The organism is Syntrophotalea acetylenivorans, assembly GCF_001887775.1.
GTDB lineage: Bacteria > Desulfobacterota > Desulfuromonadia > Desulfuromonadales > Syntrophotaleaceae > Syntrophotalea_A > Syntrophotalea_A acetylenivorans.
The window spans coordinates 1,374,473-1,399,759 of sequence record NZ_CP015519.1 but is presented as its reverse complement, the minus strand read 5'-3'; the positions used below and the strand labels follow the sequence as shown (position 1 = coordinate 1,399,759).

The 25,287-nt window shown below is 54.7% G+C and carries 21 protein-coding genes; 4 read left to right on the top strand and 17 right to left on the bottom strand.

The features are described from left to right. Positions 1 to 162 precede the first annotated feature (162 nt). Positions 163 to 804 (bottom strand): acetate uptake transporter, encoded by a 642-nt coding sequence (locus A7E78_RS06410; RefSeq protein ID WP_072283457.1) that lies wholly within the window; start codon positions 802 to 804, stop codon positions 163 to 165. Between the two features lie 360 nt (positions 805 to 1,164). On the opposite strand from A7E78_RS06410, the gene A7E78_RS06405 reads away from it, so the two are divergent. From A7E78_RS06405 to A7E78_RS06390, 4 genes are all read left to right on the top strand, one after another. Continuing rightward, positions 1,165 to 2,850 (top strand): PocR ligand-binding domain-containing protein, encoded by a 1,686-nt coding sequence (locus A7E78_RS06405; RefSeq protein WP_072283456.1) that lies wholly within the window; start codon positions 1,165 to 1,167, stop codon positions 2,848 to 2,850. Continuing rightward, the gene (locus tag A7E78_RS06400) at positions 2,843 to 3,496 is read left to right on the top strand and encodes a response regulator (protein WP_072283455.1); all 654 of its coding nucleotides are present in this window, start codon (positions 2,843 to 2,845) and stop codon (positions 3,494 to 3,496) included. Before A7E78_RS06405 ends, A7E78_RS06400 begins: the two co-directional genes overlap by 8 nt. 329 nt (positions 3,497 to 3,825) lie before the next feature. Then, a complete protein-coding gene (locus A7E78_RS06395) occupies positions 3,826 to 5,163 on the top strand; it encodes a butyryl-CoA:acetate CoA-transferase (protein WP_072283454.1) in 1,338 nt (445 codons plus the stop codon). A 47-nt stretch (positions 5,164 to 5,210) separates the two neighbouring features. Then, a complete protein-coding gene (locus A7E78_RS06390) occupies positions 5,211 to 6,650 on the top strand; it encodes an aldehyde dehydrogenase family protein (RefSeq protein WP_235606811.1) in 1,440 nt (479 codons plus the stop codon). Positions 6,651 to 6,932: 282 nt separating this feature from the next. Here A7E78_RS06390 and A7E78_RS06385 read toward each other — a convergent pair whose 3' ends face one another. The 16 genes from A7E78_RS06385 to A7E78_RS06310 all read right to left on the bottom strand — a co-directional run bounded on the left by A7E78_RS06385 (position 6,933) and on the right by A7E78_RS06310 (position 25,216). Beyond that, positions 6,933 to 7,979 (bottom strand): acyl-CoA thioesterase, encoded by a 1,047-nt coding sequence (locus tag A7E78_RS06385; RefSeq protein ID WP_072283452.1) that lies wholly within the window; start codon positions 7,977 to 7,979, stop codon positions 6,933 to 6,935. Between the two features lie 123 nt (positions 7,980 to 8,102). Then, positions 8,103 to 9,278 carry a SpoIIE family protein phosphatase gene (locus A7E78_RS06380; RefSeq protein ID WP_072283451.1) on the bottom strand — a complete coding sequence of 392 codons (1,176 nt, stop codon included), beginning with the start codon at positions 9,276 to 9,278 and terminating at the stop codon, positions 8,103 to 8,105. Between the two features lie 39 nt (positions 9,279 to 9,317). Further along, positions 9,318 to 10,097 (bottom strand): (Fe-S)-binding protein, encoded by a 780-nt coding sequence (locus A7E78_RS15170; RefSeq protein ID WP_201258046.1) that lies wholly within the window; start codon positions 10,095 to 10,097, stop codon positions 9,318 to 9,320. Between the two features lie 14 nt (positions 10,098 to 10,111). Next, the gene (locus A7E78_RS15165) at positions 10,112 to 11,056 is read right to left on the bottom strand and encodes a [Fe-Fe] hydrogenase large subunit C-terminal domain-containing protein (RefSeq protein WP_201258045.1); all 945 of its coding nucleotides are present in this window, start codon (positions 11,054 to 11,056) and stop codon (positions 10,112 to 10,114) included. Positions 11,057 to 11,067: 11 nt separating this feature from the next. Then, entirely contained in the window at positions 11,068 to 11,376 is a 309-nt protein-coding gene (locus A7E78_RS06370) for a (2Fe-2S) ferredoxin domain-containing protein (RefSeq protein WP_256359863.1), read from the bottom strand. 883 nt (positions 11,377 to 12,259) lie between these two features. Further along, positions 12,260 to 13,285, bottom strand: coding sequence for a vWA domain-containing protein (locus A7E78_RS06360; protein ID WP_072283448.1), 1,026 nt, complete (start codon positions 13,283 to 13,285; stop codon positions 12,260 to 12,262). An 8-nt stretch (positions 13,286 to 13,293) separates the two neighbouring features. Next, entirely contained in the window at positions 13,294 to 14,094 is an 801-nt protein-coding gene (locus A7E78_RS06355) for a hypothetical protein (RefSeq protein WP_072283447.1), read from the bottom strand. An 86-nt stretch (positions 14,095 to 14,180) separates the two neighbouring features. Next, entirely contained in the window at positions 14,181 to 15,293 is a 1,113-nt protein-coding gene (locus A7E78_RS06350) for a vWA domain-containing protein (protein ID WP_072283446.1), read from the bottom strand. Positions 15,294 to 15,319: 26 nt separating this feature from the next. Next, positions 15,320 to 17,092, bottom strand: coding sequence for a hypothetical protein (locus A7E78_RS06345; RefSeq protein ID WP_072283445.1), 1,773 nt, complete (start codon positions 17,090 to 17,092; stop codon positions 15,320 to 15,322). 29 nt (positions 17,093 to 17,121) lie between these two features. After that, entirely contained in the window at positions 17,122 to 17,985 is an 864-nt protein-coding gene (locus tag A7E78_RS06340) for a DUF58 domain-containing protein (RefSeq protein ID WP_072283444.1), read from the bottom strand. Further along, positions 17,982 to 19,031 carry an AAA family ATPase gene (locus A7E78_RS06335; RefSeq protein WP_083552789.1) on the bottom strand — a complete coding sequence of 350 codons (1,050 nt, stop codon included), beginning with the start codon at positions 19,029 to 19,031 and terminating at the stop codon, positions 17,982 to 17,984. Before A7E78_RS06335 ends, A7E78_RS06340 begins: the two co-directional genes overlap by 4 nt. A 58-nt stretch (positions 19,032 to 19,089) precedes the next feature. Next, positions 19,090 to 20,145, bottom strand: a complete 1,056-nt coding sequence (locus tag A7E78_RS06330) for a FecCD family ABC transporter permease (protein ID WP_072283443.1) — start codon at positions 20,143 to 20,145, stop codon at positions 19,090 to 19,092. Next, the gene (locus tag A7E78_RS06325; protein ID WP_083552785.1) at positions 20,129 to 21,232 is read right to left on the bottom strand and encodes an ABC transporter substrate-binding protein; all 1,104 of its coding nucleotides are present in this window, start codon (positions 21,230 to 21,232) and stop codon (positions 20,129 to 20,131) included. Before A7E78_RS06325 ends, A7E78_RS06330 begins: the two co-directional genes overlap by 17 nt. Next, a complete protein-coding gene (locus A7E78_RS06320) occupies positions 21,174 to 21,950 on the bottom strand; it encodes an ABC transporter ATP-binding protein (RefSeq protein ID WP_072283441.1) in 777 nt (258 codons plus the stop codon). Before A7E78_RS06320 ends, A7E78_RS06325 begins: the two co-directional genes overlap by 59 nt. Then, entirely contained in the window at positions 21,947 to 22,768 is an 822-nt protein-coding gene (locus A7E78_RS06315) for a hypothetical protein (protein ID WP_072285065.1), read from the bottom strand. The genes A7E78_RS06320 and A7E78_RS06315 overlap by 4 nt, the downstream gene beginning before the upstream one ends. 180 nt (positions 22,769 to 22,948) lie before the next feature. After that, positions 22,949 to 25,216, bottom strand: coding sequence for an ethanolamine ammonia-lyase (locus A7E78_RS06310; protein WP_072283440.1), 2,268 nt, complete (start codon positions 25,214 to 25,216; stop codon positions 22,949 to 22,951). Positions 25,217 to 25,287: the final 71 nt, after the last annotated feature.

The window sequence follows — 25,287 nt, the reverse complement described above, 5'->3', positions numbered from 1 at the left end:
CCATGCTAAATGAGAGGTCCAGTTTAATTGTTCTGATTTCACCAAAAAAAATTGCCGGGGGTGACCCCCCGGCATTCAATTTCAAACCCGTTGTACACGCTCGGTCAGGAGAGAGCGCTTAAGGGATCTCCCGACCTGGTGTTCTTGTGAAGAGCTTACCTTTTACGCTGCAAGTTTTTGTTCCACTACAGCTTCCGCCAATGGCAGTTTAAGTTTGACCCAGGGGGCGCCAACAGGCAGGACCGCCCTGCCGAATACCTGCGTATAAATAATGTTGGCCATCATGTACCAGGCCGATAGGGCGCAAATGATGAGATCAATGGCCGTTACGGTCATCAGCCACTTCATGTCGGCCAGAAAGACCAGGTCGAGCCCGATGAACCCGAGTAGCAGGGTGGTGAAGGTAAAGGCCATCATGCCGTGGATGCGCAGTGCCGCGACCCACATGATCGCCGTATAGAGGGTGAAGCCGACCAGGAAGAAGCCGATGTCGGGTTTGTTGATCGCCAGGTGGCTGCCGATGACCGAGTTGGGTACGCTTTGCAGGTCGAGAATGAGCCAGATGAACCCGAGGGCCAGCCAGAAGGCGCCATAGACGGTAAAGGCGCTGTAGCCGAAATTGTTGCCGCATTTGAATTCCTGCAGGCCCGCAATCAATTGCGCACCGCCGCCCAGCATCAGCGCGGTACAAAAGATAATCCCGGTTCCACACCAGCCGAGATTGTGAAATTGCAACAATAAGGTCGTCAGTCCGAAGCCTGCCAAGCCGACCACCGCCGGATTTCCCTGTCCATTTCCTGCCATAACGATTTACTCCTTTGTTGTTTCCTGGTTTTGGTCGATTGTTAAATACCTTTTTATTGGTACGAAAGTCCGATCATTTCCTATGCAGGTAATTGAGCCATTACAGCAAAAACATCAATACTAGCCAATCGCTTGAAAAGGGGTATTCTGTCCCCCGAATGGGGGATGTGTGGGGGAGAGACCTTTTGGGCTAAACGGTGTTATAATTCAGTACATAGATAGAGATAGTGGTTTTGAAATAAATATTGATAAGCATATCAGGCAGATACCTGCGAGTTGAGATCATGGCTTCTTCTCTTGTCATCGATTTTGGCCTGGCCCGACAACAGAGTCGCTGAGGACGGTTATATGGGAAGAAATATGCAACTCGTTGATTTGATCGAAAAAAACGCCCTGGACAAGATTTTGGAAGCTTTGACCGAAGCGACCCAGGTCAGCGCGGTAGTCGTTGACAGCGAAGGGCAGCCGATAACTGCCGAGCACAATTTCACGACTCTTTGCCGGGAATATTGCCGCTCCACGCCGGCGGGGCGACAAAAATGCTATGAAAGCGATTGTTACGGGGGCAGGGAAAGCAAGCGGTTGAAAAAACGCTTTATCTATACCTGCCTGAATGCGGGATTGCAGGACTGTGCCACGCCGATTATTGTTGAGGGCTACCATCTGGCCACCCTGGTGATGGGCCAGGTTCGAACAGGCGATATTCCCCGGGCCGCAGCCATCGCAAAGGCTCAATCTATCGGGGTCCGCGATATCGACGGGTATCTGAAGGCTCTCGATGAAGTACCGTTTATGTGTGGCGAGCGTCTGGAGTCTATTTTTAAGCTGATGGAGGCCATCGCTCAAACGATCAGTTCCTTGGCGCTGCAGAAATATCTGTCGCAAAGGGCCCAACAGCAATCGTTGCACAAGCTCATAAACAGCGTTTCAGATGCCATCGTCGCTGCTCAGCCAAACGGAAAAATCACCATGGTCAATAAGGCCGGCGAAAACATGCTCGGGCGCACGGCGGAAAATATTGTCGGCCGAACCCTGTGTTCGCTCTTTGTCGAGCCGGAAACGGTCCGCACCCTGGTGACTCCCCGCCGGGCCAAGCCGGAGAGCAAAGGTCCGTTGGTTCTCGATGTGCGCCGCCCTGGGCGGCAGATCTTTCCGGCGGATGTCTCATTCGCCAAAATTTACGACGAAAAGGGCGAGCGAACCGGCTATGCCGCGGTCATGAGGGACATCTCCGAGCAGAAATCCGCGGAGCGCATGAAGGAGGATCTGATCGGCATGCTGACTCACGATATGCGCAATCCGATCCTTTCTATCCAGCGCGGCATGAAGATATTGCTGGATAAATACCTGGGTCCCTTAAATGACAAGCAGCAGGAGCTGGCGAGCCTTGCTTATGATTCCAGCTACCAGCTGCTGGGAATGGTGTCGGACTTTTTGGATATCTTTCGGGATGAAAGCGGCGGTCTGTCCCTTTGCCGGGTCCTGGTCGATATGAATGCCGTCCTCCTGCAAAGCCTGAAGGAGGTTCGACTTGCCGGCGAAGACAAAAAGCTTGATATCTGCTTCACGCCCGGTGAAGAAGCTTTGCAACTGCTTGGAGATTGGAGTCGGCTCGTGCGTACCTGCACCAACCTGTTGGAAAATGCCATTCGCTTCAGTCCCGAAGGGGGGCGGATTTCGATCGCTGCGGAGTTGTTGAACGGATCTGGTCCCAGCGGGATCGCATCGGCGACGGGAGCTGGTTTCCAGGCGGATGGGGCCCGTATTTTGGTCACTGTCACCGATCAGGGGGGCGGTATCCCGAAAGAGCACCACAAAGAGGTGTTTGAAAAGTTTTTTTCAACCAAAACAAAGCATGAAAATGGTCGTCGTGGGGTCGGGCTCGGGCTGGCCTTCTGCAAGCTGGTGGCTGAAGCGCACGGGGGAAGTATCTGGGTTGAATCGCCTTTTAAAAGCGATGAGCAGCAGGCGATGAAGGGCTGCCGGTTTCTTTTTGCGCTGCCGGTCGAAGACCCCAGACAAGAACAGGTGGGTTGCGATGAATGAAGGCAAAACCATTACCGTATTTTTAGCGGATGACCATCCCCTGACGCGCATCGGCCTGGGGCTCATCCTGGAGCAAAGCAGTCGGATTAAATTGATTGGCGAAGCCGCCGATGGTTATAAGGCCGTGGAGAAAATCAAGGCCAATCCGCCGGATGTAGCTCTGCTCGACATCGACATGCCCGGCCTGTCAGGAATCGGAGCGATACGCATCCTGCGCAAATCCCTCCCCGACCTGAATATTATCGTATTGTCCACCTACAGCGACAAAGAATACGTTCGAGAGGCCATGCGAGCCGGCGCTAATGGCTATGTGGTCAAAAATACTGAAATCGAGGAGTTGATCAAAATCGTCGAGACATTCGCAGAGGGCCGGGAAAGCGTTTCCCCCTATTTGCTCGACCTGGCAGTCGATTGGAAGCCTTCAGGCTGGGAGTCGAGTGAACTGGATGGTTTATCGCTGACCAAACGGGAGAGGCAGGTTCTCCAGTACCTTGCCGAAGGAAAAACCAATAAGGCGGTCGCTTCGCTGCTGTTCATCAGTGCCGAAACGGTGAAAACACACGTCAAGAGTATCTTTTCTAAGCTCGAGGTAAATAATCGACTGGAGGCGGTGGCGGTGGCCAGGGAGAAGAACCTCATCGATTAGGTTGCAAAAAAGAAGACAAGTCTGGGATGTTTCGTGGCCGCTGCCTGAAAAGGCAGCGGCTCTATTGTTTCCGATGCAGTGGAAGTCGTTAGACGAGCATGCTTTTCCTCTATAGATACCAATCGGCCTCCCCTGTTTTGTCCCTATTGTGTGGGATCAAATCCCCCTTTTTGGGCGATGGATCCTTTCTTGAGTTTGCTGGTAAGTTGGATGTCTACCTTAAGTCGGCCAGGTTCGGCAGGAAGCTGGTGAGTCCGTACCATTGATGGCGGAACAACAGTCGGGCCTGCTCGGGTAGCTCGCAACAAAACACGAGGAAGGAGAAAAACATGCCTTATACCGACATGTATGCCCAAAAGCAGGTGACCGCCGAAGAAGCGGTCAAGTCAGTCAAATCAGGAGACTGGGTTGATTATGGCTGGTGTCTCGGTCACCCCGTGGCAAGCGACAAAGCCCTGGCGACCCGCGCCGGAGAACTGAGCGACGTCAAGGTTCGCGGTGGCATCGCCCTGTGGATGCCGGAGATTTTCGCCATCCCCAACCCGGAAAACCATTTCACCTGGAATGCCTGGCACTGCTCAGGCATTGATCGCAAGATCATCGATATGGGCTGCGGGTACTACGGCCCGATGCGCTATTCGGAACTACCTCGGTTCTATCGGGAAAGCGTCGATCCCGTAGACGTGGCCATGTTCCAGGTGGCGCCGATGGACGAACACGGTTATTTCAACTTCGGCCCCCAGGCCTCCCATATGATGGCGGTGTGCGAGCAAGCCAAGGTCATCATCGTCGAGGTCAACGAGAACATGCCCCGTTGCCTGGGCGGCAACGAAGAGGCCATTCATATTTCTCAGGTAGATCGCATTGTCGAGGGCTCCAATCCGCCTTTACCGCAAATGAATTCCGCCGCGCTTTCCGAGGTGGACAAAAAAGTTGCGGAACTGATCGTCGAGGAGATCCCCAACGGCGCCTGTCTGCAGCTCGGGATCGGCGGCATGCCCAATGCCGTGGGCTCTTTGATCGCCGAGTCGGACCTGAAGGATTTGGGGGTACACACGGAGATGTACGTCGATGCCTTCGTCGAGATGTCTAAACGGGGGAAAATCAACGGTTCGCGCAAGAACATCGACCGCTTCCGCCAGGTCTTCGCTTTTGCCGCCGGCACTCAAAAGATGTACGACTTCATCCACAACAATCCGGAAGTCATGAGTTGCCCGGTCGATTACTGCAACGATGTCCGCAAGGTGGCCATGATCGACAATTTCATCTCGATCAACAACGCCGTGGAAATCGATCTGTTCAGCCAGGTTTCCTCCGAGTCGGCCGGTATCCGACATATCAGCGGTACCGGTGGCCAGCTCGACTTCGTCATGGGCGCTTATCTCTCCAACGGCGGCAAGAGCTTTATTTGTCTGTCCTCAACGTACAGCCGGGGAGGGGAGGTCAAGTCCCGCATCGTGCCGACCTTGAGTCCCGGCAGTATCGTTACCGACAGTCGTACCTGTGTACAATGGGTGGTGACCGAATTCGGCAAGGTCAACCTCAAAGGCAAAAGCACTTGGGAACGGACCGAAGCACTGATCTCCATTGCCCATCCGGATTTTCGCGATGAGTTGATTAAAGATGCGGAAAACATGAAGATCTGGCGCAACAGCAACCGGATCTAGTCACGCAATAAAGTGGCTAGAGTAACCGCAAGAACAAAAGGGTCTGAATGACACACCGAATTGACGGTTTCAACGACTGGACCCTATTACTATATCTTGCCGAGCCTTCTGAGCTGGGCAATTCAAACCAAGTAGACGAGGAGAAAAACATGGTGGAAGAGACAATCAATCAGTTGGTCCAAAAAGCTCAGGTGGCCCTGGCTGAGTCAAAAAAGCTCAACCAGGAGCAGACCGACGCCATCTGCGAAGCGGTAGCCAATGCCGTAGAAGCAAAAAAAGAAGAACTGGCCAAGTTGGCTGTGGAAGAAACCGGCATCGGCAATGTGGCGGATAAAACCATCAAGAACAGTGTCGGTTCCACGGTGATTTGGAATGACATGAAAGGCGTCAAGAGCGTCGGTATCGTCAAGGAAGAAAACGACATCATCGAGATCGCCGAACCCGTTGGCGTAGTAGCCGGTATCACCCCGACCACCAATCCCACCTCTACCGTCTGCTTCAAGATCCTGTCCGCTCTCAAGGGGCGTAACGTGATCGTGCTCGGTTTCCACCCCCGCGCCCAGAAGTGCTGCGAGGCCACCGCTCAACTTTGCCTCGACGCAGCGATTGCTGCCGGTGCTCCTGCAGATTGCATACAGTGGATCGCTGAGCCTTCCATGGAAGCTACCAGCGCCCTGATGACCAACCCCGGTGTGGATGTCATTCTGGCGACCGGCGGCGGCGCCATGGTTAAAGCCGCCTACAGCTCGGGCAACCCCGCTTTCGGCGTGGGTGCCGGTGGCTGCCCGGTTTATGTGGCCAGCGATGCAGATATCGCCCAGGCGATGGCCGATGTTCTGTTGTCCAAATGCTTCGACAACGGCGTGATCTGCGCTTCGGAGCAGAACCTGATCTTCGACGATGCAGCCGTGGCGGAAAAAGCCGTTGCCATGTTGAAGGACCTCGGCGCCTACCTGGTGTCTGCCGACGAGAAGAAGCAGCTTGAGGAACTCTACTTCGGTGACTGCAAGGTGGTTTCCGGCAAGGTGGTTGGACAGTCCGCAGCCAAGATCGCCGAGATGGCCGGTTTCTCAGTGCCGGAAGGGACCAACGCCTTGTTGGTCGGTCCCCTCCAGGGTACCCAGGATGTGGAGCCCATGAGCCGCGAAAAACTCTCCCCGAGTCTGGGCTACTTTGTTGCTGAAGGTCAGGAGGCCGCCATCGAACTCTGTGCTGAATTGCTGAGAAAAGGCGGTGCCGGTCACACTGCGGCTGTTCACTCGGCTAACGAGAACACCTGCGTTGAATTCGCCCAAAGGGTCGATGCCAACCGTGTTGCTTTCAACTCGCCGTCCAGCCACGGTGCTGTTGGCTCGTTGTGTAATAATCTGATTCCGTCCTTGACTCTCGGCTGTGGTTCCCGGGGCAACAACATCACCACCGATAACGTCAGCTTCCGCAACCTGCTCAACATCAAACGCGCTGCCCGCCGTGTTCAACAAGGCTGATTTTTTTACTTACCTGGAATCTTAAGTACGCCATACCTAAGCTCCTCCGGTGAGTGAGCCCCCCGCTTCGGCGGGGGGCTTTTTTAGTTTGCCAAACGTCGCCGGCAAACCAGGCCTGTTGCAAGAAGCTGGCGTTGCCGGGGGCTATTTACGAACTGTTCTCATAATGCAGGCAGAACCGAAAAGTTTTTCAGAATTTATAGGCAAATACCCGGACAGGTTTGTTTTACGCCCTTGGCAAATATATAAATCTGTCCCACAGTTTTACTGCCATCCCTAAGCTCAGATCGTTTGTCCTTCTGCGATGAGGCTCTGGCTGCTGCGGTGGGCCATAAGGTAACGGGCGTCCTCGCCGTAATTAGTGGGGTAGATCTTTGGCACCGGCTGTTGTTGCAGGTCGTCATCGACATTGACAAAGGTGAACAGGCAGGAGTTGGACAGGGCCTTGGTGGTCTTGTCTCGACTGATGCGCTCGATGTTGGCTTCGACGCAGATGAAGCTGCCGTTGGTATAGACCACCCGGGTGGTGTAGTGCAGGGTGTCGCCCATGCGCACCGGGTGAAAAAAGTTGATGCGGTTGACCGCCGCGGCAATAGGACGGTTGGGGGCTATCTGCTCGGAGCAGATGGACGACAGTTCGTAGGCGCGGCGGATCAGGTAGCCGCCGAAAATCTTTTTCGGTACGTTCTCCTGTTCAGGGTACATCCGTTCCCAGGCGTCGGCGGTGAGTTTGCCGGCTAGCAGGCCGTTGAAACCGGTTTGGTCCTGGGCCGTGTGCAGATCGGTCAGCATCTGGAATTCTTCACGGCTGGGTGGCTCGTTCAGTTGCGCCTGCTGCTGCTTGTATTCTTTGCGCCGTTGCAGGGCTTTGTCGGCCCGCTGTTGTTCGATCTCTTCACCATATTTGAGACCGGGTAGGGCGACGCTGACAGCGCCTTCACCCATGCCAGAACGAGCGACCATGGTGAAATAACAGGAGGCGATATGACGCACCGGGTTGCCGGGTTGCTCGACACGAATGCCGATTTCCAGCGAAGAGCGGCCGACATGGTTGATGCGTGCTTTGAAGTGCACGTCCCGTGACATATCGGTGACATGACGGATAACGATATTGTCGATGGCCGCCGTGACCACCCGGGCCTCGGGGAAAAATTGGTTGACGTAGTTTAGGGCGGCTTCTTCCGCGACTTTGTCGAGAACCTCCAGCAGCAGGCCAAAACGCATATTGGCCTGAATCGGTTCGTCCAGTACCATGAAGCGCCGCTTTAAAGGCTCGTCGCTTGTAAGGGAAAGAATCTTGGTGAAAGAAGTTTGCTGTGGACTAAGCATGATGTGTTCTCCTGGCAGAAACAAGGACGACTTGTGGCCGGTAGCGCAAGGTCGATCTTCCCCATAATGAATAATATTGAGTGCGATTGCAGGTTCAAACCAGCAGGTTCCTTGCAAAGTTTCCTAAATATACTGCAAGGATATTTCTTTAAGATATTTTTCCTGTAACACTTTTGCGACCCGCTTAACGATATTGCGCCGAATCTCCAACTCCGCCGGGTGACTCGGATCCTGGTGTGCTTCATTGATCTTGGTGCCGACTAGAAACGATATGGCGTCGCTGTCTCGCAGCATCTGGGCCAATTGGGCGGCACCGTGGTTTTCCCTGGGGATATCTCCCTGCTCAAGAAATTGCGCTACCCGGGTCAGGGTCAGAATCCCTTCGGTTATCAGATCAACCCCTGGCATGTGCGAGACGGGGGGAATACCGCAACGGTGGCTGCGCAGATCCGTTTGAATCTCCCTTCCCAATTCACGGGCCACGATTTCGGCGGAGGTCCCACCACAGACCACCTTGCGGCCATCAAACAAATCGAGATTACGGGCATAAATTCCGTCCCTCTCCTTTGAAAAAGGGGGGCCGGTAAGCAGAATGGTTCGACGAGGCACTCGAAAATAGACCACCCCTACGGTGATATCGTCTCCGGCCTGCTTGTCGATCTCTTTCTGCAGTGCCGTTTCGAGAATCCTTCGGGAAAGGTCGCGGGCCGAAAGATCCGGATCATCATGCAGGGCCGCGAGTACAAATTCGGAGCAACCGGAGAGGCGCCATCCAAGTTTATGCTGATCCGATCCGAGACCCGCCTGGGTAACGCCGTCGGACATGAATACGAGGCGGTCCCTGGGCCTTGGTTCAACATGGGATATCCTCAGTTTGCGCGCCTGGTGGCGTGGAGAGGCGACCTCCTGATAGGCCGTATCCAACAACTTCCCCTGACGAATGTGCATGAAACCCGGGTTGTCCATCTCAATGATTCGAGCGCTGCCACTCTCCCGGTAATCGAAAATGGAAAAAGTCGCATAGCTGATCTGACGTTTCTGACAAACCGGCAAGGCATCCATCATAATTTCCGCCGAACGGCCGATTTCCAAATCGCTGGCGATAAATTTCACAGCCATGGAAGCGGTCATGGTCGACAGAATGCCGGCCTTGACGCCATGACCCAAACCGTCGGAGAGCACGGCGATCAGGCGTTTTTGTTCCTCGATCTTCTGCATCAGGAACGAATCGCCGCAGATATCCTCGCCATGTTTGTTGCACTGACTGAATTCAATCTCCACAAACAGGTTCTGACTCATGTTTATTCGCCTCCCTTCCCCTTGCTCGTTGTCCACCTTCTACTGAGGACCCGAGACAGGGCTAACTTTGCCAGCTGGAGCAAATCCTTCCACCAGAGAGCGCAGCAAAATTTCAGTCTCCGCCATGTTTTCACCTAACAGACAGGCTACTTCTTGAACGGTCTTGAGGTTTTTTCGAATGACTTCCTGACCGCGCTGGGCAATCATTTCTCGAGGGAGTTCAGAGTCTGTCACATCGGAGATTACGCCACCGACTACCTGGCCTGGCTCAATGGGGAAAATAGTCAGGTCAAAAATCCTGTCACCCACATGCAAGGCTTCGCGGTGCAGAGCACAGTCGCTGCTCAAGACCTCTTCGAACAGATCGGTAAAAGACAAAATTCGCTGCAGAGAAGCTCCGGTCAGTCCCTGGCATACGTCGTAGGCTTCCAGTAGCGACGGATCGAACAGCTTGGCGAAATTTCGGTTGCAATCAAGCACTTTCAAGTCTTGGTCGGCTAACACAATAGCCGATGGGATGCAGTGCAACAGGGCATTGGCCTTCTTCTGAGCCTGTTCCCGCAAAAAGGAGAGGCACATGGACGATTCGGCATGTCCTGACAGAATAGCCTTTGCGAAATCGACGCAGGAATCATAACCGCAGCCGCCGCAATTCAGTTCGTCTTCCTGGTTTTCTTTGCCGACCCGACCCAGAGCCTGCCGGATCTCCTGTTCGTTATAAGTCCGACCGAGCAGGGGCAGATCGCAGATATTCTCTTCGATGTTCAACAAGGGCTGGCGGAATACCGGCTCAGTCGGTACGTCAGCCCGGGATATCACTTCCTGCCATTGTTTCAGCCCCGATTGTCCTGGGGTGGCACAAGGGCCGTTGATGCACCCCCTCGGCAGGCCAGCAATTCGAGGAATATCGGCAGAGTCACATTCTCCGGTTGTAATCCGCCAAGGACATGTTCGATGCCGTGTAAGCCACCCACGGTGCTGTAATGGATCCTGTCCCCGCCCCCCTGGATGCGCAAGGTATCGATCATGCCGCCTTCGATGGGATACAGGGATCCCTCCTGGGCGCTTTCGGGCACAAAACGATCAGCTTCCTCCGCTATCAGGGCAGCCGGATCAATCCGGGCCTCGACGAACCAGGATTGCAGGTCGGTAAAGGTGATAACCGCGTCAAGCAGTTCCGGATGACGATCCCTTTCGTTTTTTTTCGCCCCGCAGGGGCCTATAAATACTACGGCGATATCGGAGCCGTAATGCTGCCGAAGCAAGGTGCAATGGGCCAGCAAGGGGGAAAAGACCGTCGAGATCGAATGGGCAAATTCCGGCAGATATTTTTGTATGTAAGTAACCGCCGCCGGACAGGCTGAGGATAGCAGTAACTGCTTATTCCCTCCGTTTAACTCCTTGATAACCTTGGCGGAGACTTTCTGAGCGCCCAGGGCGGTTTCACTGACTCCGGCAAAACCGAGTTGGCGCAGGGCGGCAATGATGTTGGCCGTGGAGAGTTCGGGAAATTCGCTGACATAAGAGGGAGCGAGGGAGGCAAAGACCTTCTTCGGCTGCCGCAACAGCTGCTTGACGCTATTGAGGTCGTCTCGCACCCGCTTGGCCTTGGCTGGGCAGACCCTTACACAGGTGCCGCAGGCCACACATTTCTCCGGTACTATTCGGGCTTGGCCGTCCGTGACCTTGATCGCCTTGACCGGGCAATACCGAACGCATTTGGAGCAATCCTGGCACTCATTCTCTGCTGTATAGACAGGGGGCTGGCGGTATTCCATAAAACTCTCCCTTACTGCAAGATCAATTGCTGTTCAAGCAATTGATCGATGGTGTCTACCGTCACGGCCCCATGAATTTGTCCGTTAATCTCGACAATCGGCCCATCGGAACAGAGGCCCTCGCAACGACTGCCCCGCAAATCAATATCACCCTCTAGCTGATGCTTGCTAAGAAAACGTTCGATGCGCTCCAGATTCTCTTGATTGCCACGGCTGTAGCAGGAACTGCCCATGCAAATTTTGATGATATGTTCCATGTTTGACCTCTTTGCCCGGGAAAAAGATTGGAAGAAGCGACTATTGACTGCTTGTGATGAAATTTTAAACGACTTAAGCCCGGAACGCGTATAAACGGTTCCGGGCTTAAGTCAGGCGGTCGCCTGTCAGACATCCACCTTCGCCACAGACTGTCGGCCCGGCCCGAAGGCCCATGGCGGTAATTATTTGCTGTATGATTCGGACGTTATCTTTAAATCGTGTTCGGTTTTAAAATGATATTGCTTTGAAAATTTTCCAAGTGGGGGGAGAGAGGAGGAAAACCCCCCACTTGGAATAACAAGGAGGTGAAGACTAGACAAGCTTTTTTGTGTGGGGGCTTTCTTGATAAGAAAGTGTTTCAAAAGCTTTACCTAGGTTATACAAAGTATTTACTGCCTTTGTATATATACACAAACAAAACAGTTAAAATATAATCGGAAGCAATTCCCATTTGCCTATAACTATGATTTTAACTATTAGTTGTGTATGGTTCTATAATATACATGAGAGATGGATACGACAATCACCCATAAAGGTGTTTTCTGTATTTAAATATCCCCTATAAGGGTGATTTCAGGGTGATCCATTTGTCGCTCATAAAACACAACAAAAAAAGTAGAAGCATTCATTATGAATAACTTTGGTGTCTTAAAATTTTTTAGTTCCATGTCTTGGACGGAGGATTACTCCTGTAGCGCTTTTCCCAAGCTGTCCAGATAGTCATCTTTCCACTGTTCGGCAACAAACCGATAAATTGTTTTAGAAAGATTATTCCCTTCCTTTTGCCGATCCAACTTGCCCTGATCAAGCTGCTCAGATATTCGTTATCTTTGCTGAGCGGAGCACCCGATTGTTTATTGTTCAGAGGCTCTACAACGCCTACTTGAACTCTGCTCAGATCGATGAAAAACCTATCCATGTTCACGACCGTCCCTCCGCTGTATTTCAGAGAAGCAGGTACAGACAGTAAAACAGCAGGGCAGCGAGAAGAAACAGGGGGGCAAGATCTAACGGGAGGCGCTGAGCGGGTAGGGTTTCCGGATGAGATGCGGCAATCGATAGGATGCTTTTCATCAGTTCTTCCGCCTGCCTGAGGGGTGAGGTGCGGTCGAGTCGAAAGTATTGGCCGCCGTTTGCCAAGGCAATTTCCTGTAATGATTGTTCGTTGAGACGGGTTTTCAGCGGCAGGTCGTCTTCGTCAGTGTAGAAGCCGTCGATACCGTCGATCCCTTTGCGGCGAATGGGGATATGAACCGAGCTGGTTTTCCCGGTGCCGACGGTGAAAACCGCGATGTTCTGCTGGGAGAAGGCGTCGATACCTTTGCGTAGTGCAGACCTACTGTTTTCCGTATCCTCGCCATCAGTGATAAGGATAATTGCCTGAGCTGGTGTTCCGTTTTGACTATCGACCATCATGATGCCGGTGTCGAGGGCCGCCAGGAGATTGCTACCCGAGTCCGTCAGGTCGCTGAGATCGGTATGGGTTGCCATGTAGCGCACAAAGCCGAGGTCGCGCGTGGGAGAAACGACTTCGATGCCGTTACGGGAGAAGAAAAACAGACCGACCTTTTCGCCATCTATCCGGCTTAACAGGGTCAGGACCAATTGTCGTGCGGCGTTCAGACGGTTGGAAAGGGGGCGGAGCTCCCCTTGTACTGGCTGTTCCAAGACCACATCTTCGGCGAGCATCGATTTGCTGACATCAATGCCGATGGCCAAAACCATATTGTCGCTGACATTTCCAGTACGTAGGACTGTCATGCTGGGGCTGGCAAGGGCCGTCACCAGGCAGGCCAGGGCGAGCAACGGTAGTAGGCAACGGCCCAAAAGTCTCCAGGGAGACTTGCTGTTGCTATCCATCCGGAACTGGAAACGCAGGTGATTAAGGAAACGTTCCGTCGACAGGACCCGCCATGCAACGGGGATCAGGAGCAACAGCAGCCAGAAAAAATGCGAGGACGAAAAAACCATGAATCTGCCTATTTTTCCACGCGGGTTTCCAGGGGGACCCCGGGAGCGAAACCGGCCACGTCGGGGATGAAGGCCTCGAGCTGTTCCTGTATTTCGTTCACATTCTGCTGCTTTACTTCACTCAGGCCGATGCGCCTGAATTCACCTAGCCCCACGATAAGTTCCATATTCCAGCGGGGCAAGGACCGTTCCACGGGTGTGCTGCAGATACTATCGACGATATCGATGGATGTTTGGAAATTGTTCACGGCGTCGGAAAGGAATTTGGCGCCTTTACGGCCGTCTTGTTCAAAGGCAAGCACGCTGTAGGCCAGCATGACCGATACATTGCCTTTGAGGTTGTGGAATTTCCAGCCGAGGGGCGCGGGCAGTTGTTTGCCTCCTTCAAGAGTTACGGCACAGCTATCGCGCAGGGCCAGCAGGCGGGTATGGAAGTTCTTCAGCTCCTGTCGTTGTCCGGTGGCCAGGTATCGGTTGTTCTGCGCTGCCGTTATCTGCTTAAAGTCATCGACGGCGGTCTGCCATTGATACCATGCCCTGGCATACGTTGCTTTTGGCAGGTTCAGGTTAAGGTCTTTGCCGGCGGCGATGATCTCCCCCAGTTCGGCAAGAGCAGCCCTCCCGTCGCTTTCCGGCGAAAGGTTGGTCAGTCGTCGGTTCAGATCCTGAATCGTCGCTTCCCGCTGCGCGCTGAGCTTGTAGGTGATACCCCCGGCGAACAGCAGCACGAGGCCGATCAAGCCGAGAAAGGTCAGAGCGACAGGGATCAGGTTTTTATATTTTTGAAGGATTGTCGGAAAAGTAAGCATGGTTCATTCCTCGCAGTTGATGCAAAAAGTATCGGGACACAATCGTACGGTTCCGACCAAATCTGCTTGATTCATGATGTCTCGGATTACAGCTTCCGCAGCCCCTGCAGGCTACGTAAAACAAGGTGCAGTGCCATCAGGCCGAATGTCAGCAGGGTCAGTGGCCAACGCGTCCAGCGAGGCTGCAGAGTGATGCGGGTCAGGTTGCGGTTGGTCTCCAGAATATCTATTTCCCGGTAAACCTCTTCGATCTGTTCCCTGTCCAGACCTCTGGATGTGACAAATATGCGGCCAACAGTGGGTTCATCCGTCGTCGGTTGCATGGCTTTTTCCACCGCCGCATCGATTTCCCCGCCGACGGAAATGATGTAAAATCGGACGCCGACTGCTTTCATCAAGGTGATGATGTTGACCAGGTTCGGTAACCCTCCACGCTGCACGTGGGCACGCTGGGTCGGTTCGATGCGGCCATCGGTAAAGAGAATAACGGCCATTCCCTTGCCGGGGGTGGCATGACGTATTTTCTGCGGGATATCGAGCAAGGCGCCAGGTTCTCCAAGGAGGAATTCTCGCATGCCGGCGATCTGTTCCACGCTCAGGCGGTTCTCCTCCGGCAGCATGGAAAAAAACGCCGAAAGGCAGAGCCATGTCGCTTCAGAAGCGTTAGTGCCTCCGCCGGCCCCCAGCTCTCTAGCGATCCGTGAGTGGCTTTTGCTGCGGACCAGATCCAGTTTTGCCCTGAGAAGCTCCTTGTCGAAGGTCAAGGGCGCCAGCAGTTTGGCATAGCTGGAAAAAGCCACCAGTCCGATGTAATCCTTATCGCGGCGCATGTCGATGAAGGAAGTGATGCCGTCGAGGGCCAGGTCGCCTAATGATTGGTCCGAAAACCGGCTGGCCGGGCGTTTCATGGAACCGGACATGTCGAGGGCGAGGAACAGCCATTTCGATTCGATGAAGTCCTCCACCGTCTCTTTTGAATAGCCTGGGTTGACCAGGCTCAGGACCATGCAGGCGTACACCAGACTGAAAAAGATGCCGTTATAATTACGTTTCCAGAAACTCGGCCGCAGACTGGCCATTTCCGGGAAAATGGCCGGAAAGGGCAGCTTGCGCCTGGTATGCCGCCGCAGCACCAGGAACAGCGGTGCCAGTAACAACAGCAGCAGGGCCAAGGGATATTGCAGTTCAAAACCAGGCATCAGCATAATCCGGCAGCAGAAAAGGTTCAGTGTTTTTCGAAAAGATCCGGAGCTGTTTCATCCGAGGCCCGCAATTCATCAATAAGCCGAGCGGCTTGCCCGGGCAACGTGGCAGGAACGGCTGTTTGGTCTCCCCGTGCCAGGACATGGTCGATGATCGAGAGCACTTCGGCCGCGGATGCACGGCTTGCGCTGGGCAACATCTCTTCAATGCGGCGGAAGAAGGCCGTGTGGCTGCCGCCGCGGCGGTTTTCGTCGAGTCCGACCAATTCGGCCAGGTAGTTCTTCAAGGAGATGCCCAGGGTGGCAATCTCTCTCAATCCCGGATGTTGCTGCACAACCAAAATGGCTTCACTCGCCGCTGCCTGTTTGTGAACCAGGGCATGGTTTTCCGGCTGCACGGCTTGTTGGCGGCGGCTGCGCTTGAGTAACGCCAATGTTGCGCCAGCCAGGCCGATGAGAAACACGCCGGCCAACATCAACAGGACATTACGGTGCTTGGCTCTCGTCGCAGCGGAAGTGTTCATCATTGGGATAGGGTCGGGTTGGCCGACCAGTAAATCGAAATTTTGCTGAGTTTCAGGGATGATGGAGGCAATACGCACCGGTACGGCTGCTGTTTTAATCACCTGGATTTTAGTTTTTGGTGCGCCCTTGTCGGAGAAGTAGACAGGGATCTCCGGCAGGTTGTAATCACCGGTGGCATAGATTTTCATCTGTCCGGTGATGCAAATGGGACTGCGGTTTACATCAACAGCGCTCAACGGGACATCATAGCGGATGTCGAACAAATTGTGGAAAATGCCCCTCGGTTTGAGATTGAGGTTGGCAATGGTGCTCGAGTCAATTTTCACCTTGTCGGTGAATCGTATTTTAAAGGTAAAGGGGAGCGGAGTACCCGGCATGGCGCCGTTCATGCCCAGGGAAAACTCAACGCTTACCGGGGGCACCAGAGGCATCAAAAGCGGCCGGGCTTGCGCCACATGAATATCTTCGGCCAGCAGGTTGGCTGCTTGCCAGACACTTTGCTGGCAGGGAACGATGGTCACTCTTTGACGGTTGGCAACTGATCCTGTATCTGCTGCAACCGCGCCGACGGCTTGCAGAAGCGCATTGCGCTGTTGGTTACTGGCAGAGGTCTTCCAGGTCACCTCGATACCTTCGAGGGGGGCATACAATTGATCAGAGATCTTCCAGGCCGGATGTGCGTACATAACCTGTGGATCCTGTTGTAAACGGGCCATCAGGGTCTGAAAAACCTCCCTGGGCATATCCCTGCGCAACCGGTAGGCGGTCATAGCGGCGCCCAACTCCGGGTCGCGGAGAAAGTGACTGAAGTATTCGCCGTAGCCGGCGTTGAATGACTCCAAGGAAGGAGATGGGCTTTCCAATGTCCCGGTGGGGAAACTGTCGGTTACAGCCGTTGGTAGCGCGTCGACTTGCCCGGGCGTGCCCAGCAATCGTACCACCAGCCACTCAAGGCTCGATTCGGGAACGATTCGCTGTTCGTTTTCACCGTAGAACCACACATCCTCCTGGTAGCTGGACCAGAGGCGATCGAAGCAGGCGATGCGTTCTGTTTCCAGGGAGGATAAATGGGGGGCTGATGAAACGGCGTCGGGGGCCGGTAATGCCTCTGCAGATACCCGTTGCGGCGTCGCTGCCTGATCGAGCAATATTTCAGTCGCCAGGGCCGGTGCGACAAACAACAGGAGTATTATCAGCACCTGGATTAAAAGGCTTGCTGGCATGAAGTAAGCGAGGTGCTGTTTAACGGTATCAGGGGAATAGAATTTCATGGTTTTTCCTTGCTGTGAACAGTGTCAAGTCAGACTCTGGCTGCCAGCCGCCTGGCGAGCAGGGTATTGACGCGAGCCTGAATATCTGTGGCGCTAGTCGGCAATACTGCCGAATCGACCCCGACTCCGGCCAGTGCTCGTGCGGTGCGTTCCCGTTTCAGGCGCAGCAGGGTATTGAACTCCTGCAGGCCAGAGAGATCCAGGGCCATCTGCTGTCCCGATTCCATATCCTGGAGTGTCAGCAGGCCGTCTTTGACCCCAGTCAAATGGTATTCAGAGTCTTCCAGTACATGCAGAGCGACCATCTCGTGGGCGGGAAAGCGCTGATCAGCGGCATCCATCAGACTTTTCAGGCTGCTGAGGTCCGTGTGAAAGTCGGAAATGATAACGCCGAAGCATGAAGATAGCCGTTTCATGACCAATTTCAGCGGCGGTGCCAGTTGCGTCTTGCGGTTTTTTGTGGACGGTGCCTGTTGCAAGGCGCTGACGATGTGATGAAACTGTCGCGGGGCGGCGCTCGGGGGGATCCAGGTCAGAACCTTGTCGGCAAACAGTAGCAATCCGCAGGGATTGTTGGATCGCAGAGCTGCGTGGGCCAAAGAGACAGTCAGGTCTTTGGCCAGGCCGAATTTATTGCCGAAGTGCATGGAGCGGCTTATATCGCATAGGAGCATCAGGTTGTAGGCGCTGTCCTTAAGAAATTCCCGCACATGCAGTTCACCGCTGCGTGCGCACGCTTTCCAGTCGATACGGCTCCAACTGTCCCCTGGCAGATATTTACGCAACCCCCAGAATTCGTATCCGGTGCCTTTGTCAAGCCCGGCCCAGTCGCCTGCCATGTCGTTGCGGGGCGGGTGTTTGGGTAGAACATCGAAACGATAAGGCGGCTTCATGGGTAATGGCGCTCCTTGAGGCTGTCTGTGGAATAGGGGTCTACCGAACAGACTATGTCCTGCAACAGGTCGTCGGCATGTATGCCTTCCAGAATCGCCCCGTCGTTAAGGATAAAACGATGCCCGAGCACCTGGGCGGCACAGGCATCGACATCCTCGAAGGCCACGTAGTCACGCCCGCGTAAAAAAGCAAATCCTTTGCAATAAGCGATGAGATGTTCACCAGCCCGCGGCGAAACCCCTACGGATACGTAATTGCGTATGGCGGTTGGCGCTTCGCTCGACTGGGGGCGGGTGCGTAGACAGATCTCAAGAATGTAAGACACCACTGCCGGTGAAACGGTGACGTTTCGAGCCACATGTTGCTGCATGGCCACCACTTCATCCGGCTGTAAAAGGCACGGCACGGCTTTTTGCAGCGCTTCATAGTTGGTACTCTTTTTCCTGAGCAATTGTTCTTCGGATTTTATGGTTGGATAAGTCAGGGTGACCTTGGATATAAACCGGTCGAGTTGCGCCTCTGACAGGGGGTAGGTACCGAGTTGTTCTACCGGGTTCATCGTGGCCAGTACCATAAATAGCTCAGGCAATTGGTACTGATCGCGATCGATGCTGACCCGTTTTTCCTGCATCGCTTCGAGCAGCGCCGACTGTACCTTGGGTGCCGCACGGTTGATTTCATCAGCCAGCAGGATGTTACAGAACACCGGCCCCTGGTGGAAGGTAAAGGCACCGGTAGCCTGATTGTAGATGGTGGTACCGGTAATATCGCTGGGTAGTTTGTCCGGCGTGAACTGGATGCGCTTGAATTCACCGCCGATGGTGCGGGAAAAGGTTCCGACCGTAAGGCTTTTCGCCAACCCCGGCACCCCTTCAAGCAGGATGTGTCCCCGGGACAACAGGGTACAGATAATCGCTTCGATCATGCCCTGCTGGCCGATGATGATTTTGCCGATTTCTTTCTCAACTTGTTGAATCCTGGAGCGGAAAGTCTCCGCTGAAGATATCAGTGTCGTTGGAGAAGTGTGGGTGGCGTTTGAGTTCATGACAGTGCTGCCTCCAGCAATAATTAACGTCGACCGGGTGATACCCGGTGAAACAGTTTCAGAAGAATACAAATTTGCGGCGGTCACGCATGATCAGGTAGAGAAAAAACGGACCGCCGAGCAGTGCGGTCAAAACGCCGATGCGCAACCCGCCGCCGCCCCAAATACGCACCACGCAGTCCGAATAGACGACCAGCGCCGCCCCCAGCACACCGGCGGCCGGGATCAGCAGGCGGTTGTCCGAGCCGACAAAGCTGCGCATGATGTGCGGTGCGACCAGCCCAACGAAGCCGATAGCGCCGGATACCGCAATGGCACCTCCGGTTAGCAGGGCGGAGATAAACAACAGTATGTTGCGGGACCAGGTGACGTTGACGCCAAGGTTGGCGGCGATCTCTTCGCTGAGCATGATGATGTTCAGGTCGCGGGCATACAGCATCGACCACAGGGTGCCGACCAGGGTGATGAGCAGAACAATATACACATGCTGCCAGCTGCGGTTGGTCAGATCCCCCATCAGCCAGCCGACGATCTGGCGGGCCATTTCGAACCGGTCCGTTGACAGCACGATCACCAGGGAGGTGAGAGCGCCGAAAATGGCATTGAAGGCGATACCGGCCAGCAGCAATGTATAGCGCGAGGTCAGCCCGCCGCTGGTGGCGACGCCCAGTACGATCAGCATGGACATGAAGGCGAACAGGATGGCGAAGGCCGGTAGCGCATAGATGCTGGTGACGGCGAAACCGGCATAGATGGCCATCACGGCCCCCAGCGCCGCCCCGGAACTGGTGCCGATAACCCCCGGACTGGCCATGGGGTTTTTGAAGATGCCCTGCATGATAGTACCGGCAGCCCCCAAGGCAAACCCGACCAGCGCCCCGGTCAGGGTGCGGGGAACCCGCCCCAGCCAGACGATGGCCTCCAGAGCCGGATCGGTGACCATGTCCATGCCCAGGGTTTTTACCGCCAGAATGTGGCCGATATCCTGCAAGCTGATCATCCAGGGGCCGACGCGGACGGACAGAAATATGCCGATGAGGAGCAGCGCCAAGGTTGCCGCGCAGGCTCCGATTCTGGTGATAAAAAAATGCTTGAGATCAGAACGACGATTCATAGAGCAGCCCCGCCAGATAGTTGATGCTGGCGATTAGATATTGCGAAGAGCTAAGCAGGTAAACGGTTGGCATCTTGCGGATGTTTTTTTGCCGCACGGCCTGTGCCGTGGCCAGGATTTCCTGATTGTAGAGCTGTTTGTCAAAGCTGCTTTCATCCGGCACGATGATGACATCCGGGTTCCATCGCAGCAGGGTTTCGTAGTCGATCTGCTTGAAGTTTTTAATTCCCCTGGCCGCTGCAATGTTGGTCACTCCCAAAGCCTGACACATGCTGTCGAAGGTTGTACCTGAGCCGGCCACATAAGCCATGTTGTCGTAATACAGCACGGTCGGCGGTTTGCCCGCGTCTCCACGTTGTTGCCGCACTACGGTCTGGATATCATGGAGCTTTTCGGTCATGACGGCGACCAGTCTCTGCGCCGAGTCCTCCTCGCCGGTTAGGCGTCCTGCGAGCAGGACCTGATCCTTGATGGTATCCAGATCATCGAAAAAACCGAACTGTCCCACGGGTACCTGAGCGGTGTGCAACTGATGCAGAAAATTTTCGTTGGAGAAAAACGACGCCATAACCAGATCAGGCCGGTAGCCGATGACGATTTCCGCGTCGTCGGTTCCATAGGTGGGAAGATCGGCGGGTAGCAGTGGTGCCAGGAAGGAGAACTGCCGATCCTTGCAGCTTTTGTGCACGGCAAGCAGACGTTCATGGGGCACGATGGCCCAGAGAATTTCGGTCAGGCCCGTGGCGTGGGGAATGATGCGCTGAGGCTGATGAGGAAGGGCAATCGACCGCTCTTCCTCATGTTCCTGATCTGCAACGAAATCGTAGCGCATAAAGCGGTAGGTGACGGTACGGGGATAGCTCTCTGCCGGGACGGGGGACGGTTTCCGGGCATCGCTCAGTGCTCCCATCAGCGTATCCATCTCCAGGGGAAACTTATGGGCGCCGCGTGCGTTTTCTGCCGCCGTAGAAGCACTGCAGAGCAACATCGTCAGCAGTACGGATCCGAGAGCTCCAGTGAGGATGTGTTTAACGATAGAACAACAGCGAAACGCCATGTTCGGTTGCGATTTCCTCCACGCCGACATGGAAAACCTCCTTGATGCGGTGTTCGGCAAAACCTTTTCCGGCCATGCCGTGGTAGTAGATCCGGCCCTGTTGCAGCAGGGTTACGGTGTCGCAATAGCGTCGCGCCAGGTCGAGATCGTGGATGCTGATAAGGATGGTTTTGCCCGCATTACGCAGGCTGGCCAGCAGTTCCATGATTTCAAGCTTGTGTAGAATGTCCAGGGCGCTGGTCGGCTCGTCGAGGAGAATGATCGGTGCCTCGGTAGCCAAGGCACGGGCTAAGCTCACCAGTTGCGCCTCGCCGCCGGACAGTTCGTTGATAAGCCGGTTACGGAAAATTTCGGTGCCTGTGACCCTGAGTGCATCGGCGATGATGTCCAGATCATGCTGACGCAGCCATTGCAGCCGTTTCAGGTGCGGATGCCGACCCATGGCGACGAAATCGGAAACGGACATCGAAAAATCGAGGTACGTATCCTGCTGAACCAGAGTCACCATCTGACTGAGGGTTTTGCGGGGGAAACGGCGATAATCCAGGCCATCAATAAGCACCCGACCGCTCTGCGGTTCCCAGATGCGGCAGACATTACGCAGCAGGGTGCTCTTACCGGAACCGTTCGGTCCGATCAGGCCATGGATGCCGCCGGCGGCAAAACTACAATTAATATCTTTGAGAATTCGTTGGTCGCCGATGGCAAAGTCGAGATTTTCAATCTGCAGGATCGGTTGTTCCGTCATTCGTCCTCGTGTTCCCGGTTTTTCAGCGATAGTTTCCAGGCCAACGGCAGGCTAAACTTGGACAGGGCCGTAAGCACCGTTCCGAATATCACGATGCTCCACATGACGCCGTGACCGAGGCGCTCAAGAAACAGGCCGGTGGTCAGGGTAGTGACCCACAGTAGAACCAGCCCCGAAAGCATCTGGATGTTCTGGCTCATGGCGTGAATTCCCCAGAAATTGTCCGAGATGCGGCGCAGCCGGCCGTGACGCAGTTTGATTTCGATCAGTTTGAACCATACCCGCCCTTCAGCCACCTGGGCGGAACCGTCGCAGATATGGTGCAGCAGGTAGAATGCGATCAGCAGATAGCGGCTGCCAGTCCAGTCGCCGACCAGGCTGGTAAACAGGGGCGGGTAACATAGCAGCAGCAGCACTGCTCCCAGGGCTTGTCCGCCGCCGACCAGGGCCAGTACGCGGATCAGTCGCTGGACTTGAAGATTCTCGCTGGCAAAACCTTCCATGTAGTCTACGAAAGAGGAAACCTTGAGACTGCTGACAAAGGTGATGGCCGGATAGAAATATTTGGTCAGTACGCCAAGAACGGCAGCCACCTTGAATTCGTTTTGTGCCATGGAAAACATGGTGTATAGAATGGCGCCCTCAAGGATGCTCTTGCCGAAAGTGTACGACAGGTTCCCGACCTCCCCGTAGCGGTAATAGGGGCTGAGGGTCATGGCGTGGGACCACAGGCGGGTTTTGTGCCATACGTCCCGGGTCAGGGACGGGGGGCGGGGGCGCGATGCGGTTGCAGGGATGTCTAGTGCGGGTGTCGTCATGTCTGCCATCCGGGTACTTCTGGTTTATGAAACAAACTTGCTGCGTGGGCAATCTTGTTCCAAGATTCCTTAACAGGCCGACTGGTCGGGAGGGAGGGCCAGCGGGCCGGGGCCGGGCGGGAATTGGTGGAAAGAGCCCGGGCCCCTGTTGGGGGCCCGGGCCTGTGCAGGGTGGAGAGGTTACATCTGCTTGAGCAGGGTGATGGTCTGGCGAGCCGCTTCCGCAGGAATCAGACCGGTATCGGAAATACCGGACAGAACCTTGGAAGAGTCATGGTCGACAGTCCCTGTTTTAGCCCAGGTGCTGGGAGTAACTTTAACCAGATAGGCAGAGAAGGCGTGATGGCCGCTGCCCGGGCGTTCACCGATGAGGTGAACGATGGCCTTGGGTGTTTTACCGGCCTTGCTGTACAGCGTTTCACCTGCTTTGTAGCCAGCGCGGACACGGCCACCGGTCACGACGAGGTTTTTGTCGGACAGGGTCAAACCGGCCTTTTTGCACTCTTCTTTCAGTGCCGCCAGGTAAGGCATCAGGTGGTCTTCATCCATGAGCGCCTTGGCGTTCAGGCCGTCAGAGATAACAACCTGCACGTCAGGAGCTTTGTTGCCCCAAGAGGCCGCCAGTTTGTTCAGAGTAGCAACCGCAGACTCGGACAGCTCTTCACCGGTGCCCGGTGCGGAGATGTAGTTTTCGCGATCGTGAGACTGGGATTTGATGCTTACGGCATTGGGAATGGAACCGATGAATTCCGGAGTGAATTCGGTCCACAGGCTGATTTTGGCATCGTCATACAGGTCGTGGATACGCTTGTCGGTTACAGGTTCCAGGTCCCAGACGTTATCGCCGTAGCCCACGGCCAGATCGAGGCCGCGGCCGCGAACGTTTTCGATCGATTTCTGACCTTCGGCATAGATTTCCTTGAAGGAACGCTTGTCACCTTTGGCCTGGAGGAATTTGTAGTAAACCCACGCCGGATCGCCAAAATGTTTGGTCGGTTTGCCGTCGGCGTCGATAATTTCGATCTTCTTGTAGAAGTCCCACATGGCGTCGTTAACTTTGTAACCGAATTTTTCACGCAGACGCACATGGTCCTGAAAGCTGGTGGTCAGGTAGCTGAGCATCGGGTCGTTACGAGTAGGCAGAGCCATCAGGTAGGCCGGGTTGGCCGGAGCGATCTGGTCCTGACACCAGGCCAGGTCGTCGAGGGTGACGGGCATGTGCAGAGTCGAGCAGATGTCGAGTCCTAGCACCAGACCGTGCAGCTTGCCCATGACGATGTCTTCCAGGCAGCAGCGAACCAGTTGCTCGCGGGTTTTGAAGACTTCAGGGCCGATAAAGCCGGCAACGTCGTTGAGGTGCAGCCAGACTTCGTCTTCAGAAACACCTTTGGCCTTGGCGGTCTCCTGCTTCAGAGCACGGGCAAAACCGTATTTGCGGGATTCGTGAACCACCATGTCAAAGCCGTGACCGTGACCGTTAGTGTAATCAGCGCCCTGGCCGGTTTCAAAATAAAGGCTGTAGGGACCTGTACGGCTTTTGGCGTAATCGACCATTTTCTGCAGGGTCAGGTCGAAGGTTTTGTTAGCGCTTTCAGTGCCGGCGAGGCTCTGGAACCAGATAGCGGTGGATCCGGGCTTGGCCTCTTCGGCAGCAGCCTGACCGTCGATATGGGCTAGTACACACCAGGGGATAGTGTCTTCCAGGCCGAAAGCGGTAACGATTTCTTTCAGAGCTTCTTCAACACGCACGGTGGCTTCGAGCTGGCTGTCGACCGGGTTGGTGCCGATGACGATATCGCCGACGCCGAAGGCAAAGCCGTTAAGCGTTTGCATCTGGATGTCTTCTTTATTGTCGGTCGGCGAGTTGGGCTGAATGCGCGCACCCATGTAACCTTTAGCGCCGATTTGGGTGCCGGGCAGGGTAATGAAAATTTTCTGGCCGACGCGGATCAGTTCATCGTTGGACATCAGTTTGACTACCGAACCGATAATATCGCTGTGCAGGCCGCCCATAATGGCTTTGATATCGGCTTCGGATTTGGTGAGCAGGAAGTTTTTCAGCTCGCCCATGGTCATGTTTTTGATTTTGTTGTACTTGACCTTGTCGGTGGTGTTGCGGATCAGGGTATCCTGGCCGTCCACAAACAATGACCGATCGTTGAGGTCCTTGATCTTGGTGTTGGCCAGCAATTTACGGGCGTTTTCACGGTCAGCTTCGGTGTCTGCTGCGACTCCGAGGGACTGGTCGCCTTCTTTAAAGGCACTGGCCGCGCCGATAACCTTCTGGTAGGTAGTTTGATCGAACTTTCCTTGAGTGCGCTTGATGTACTGCATGACGTCTTCACCGGGTTTGATTTTCCCGATGGTGACGGCTCCGGCCATGCTGGCCAGAAAGGTCATTACCAGCGCGCCGGTAATGCCTGCCAGGAGTTTTCTCTTTTTTAACATTCTGTTACCTCCGTCTTGTTTGATGGGGGGTATCCGATCTGCCGCAAGCGCCGCAGACCGAGTATTGTGTT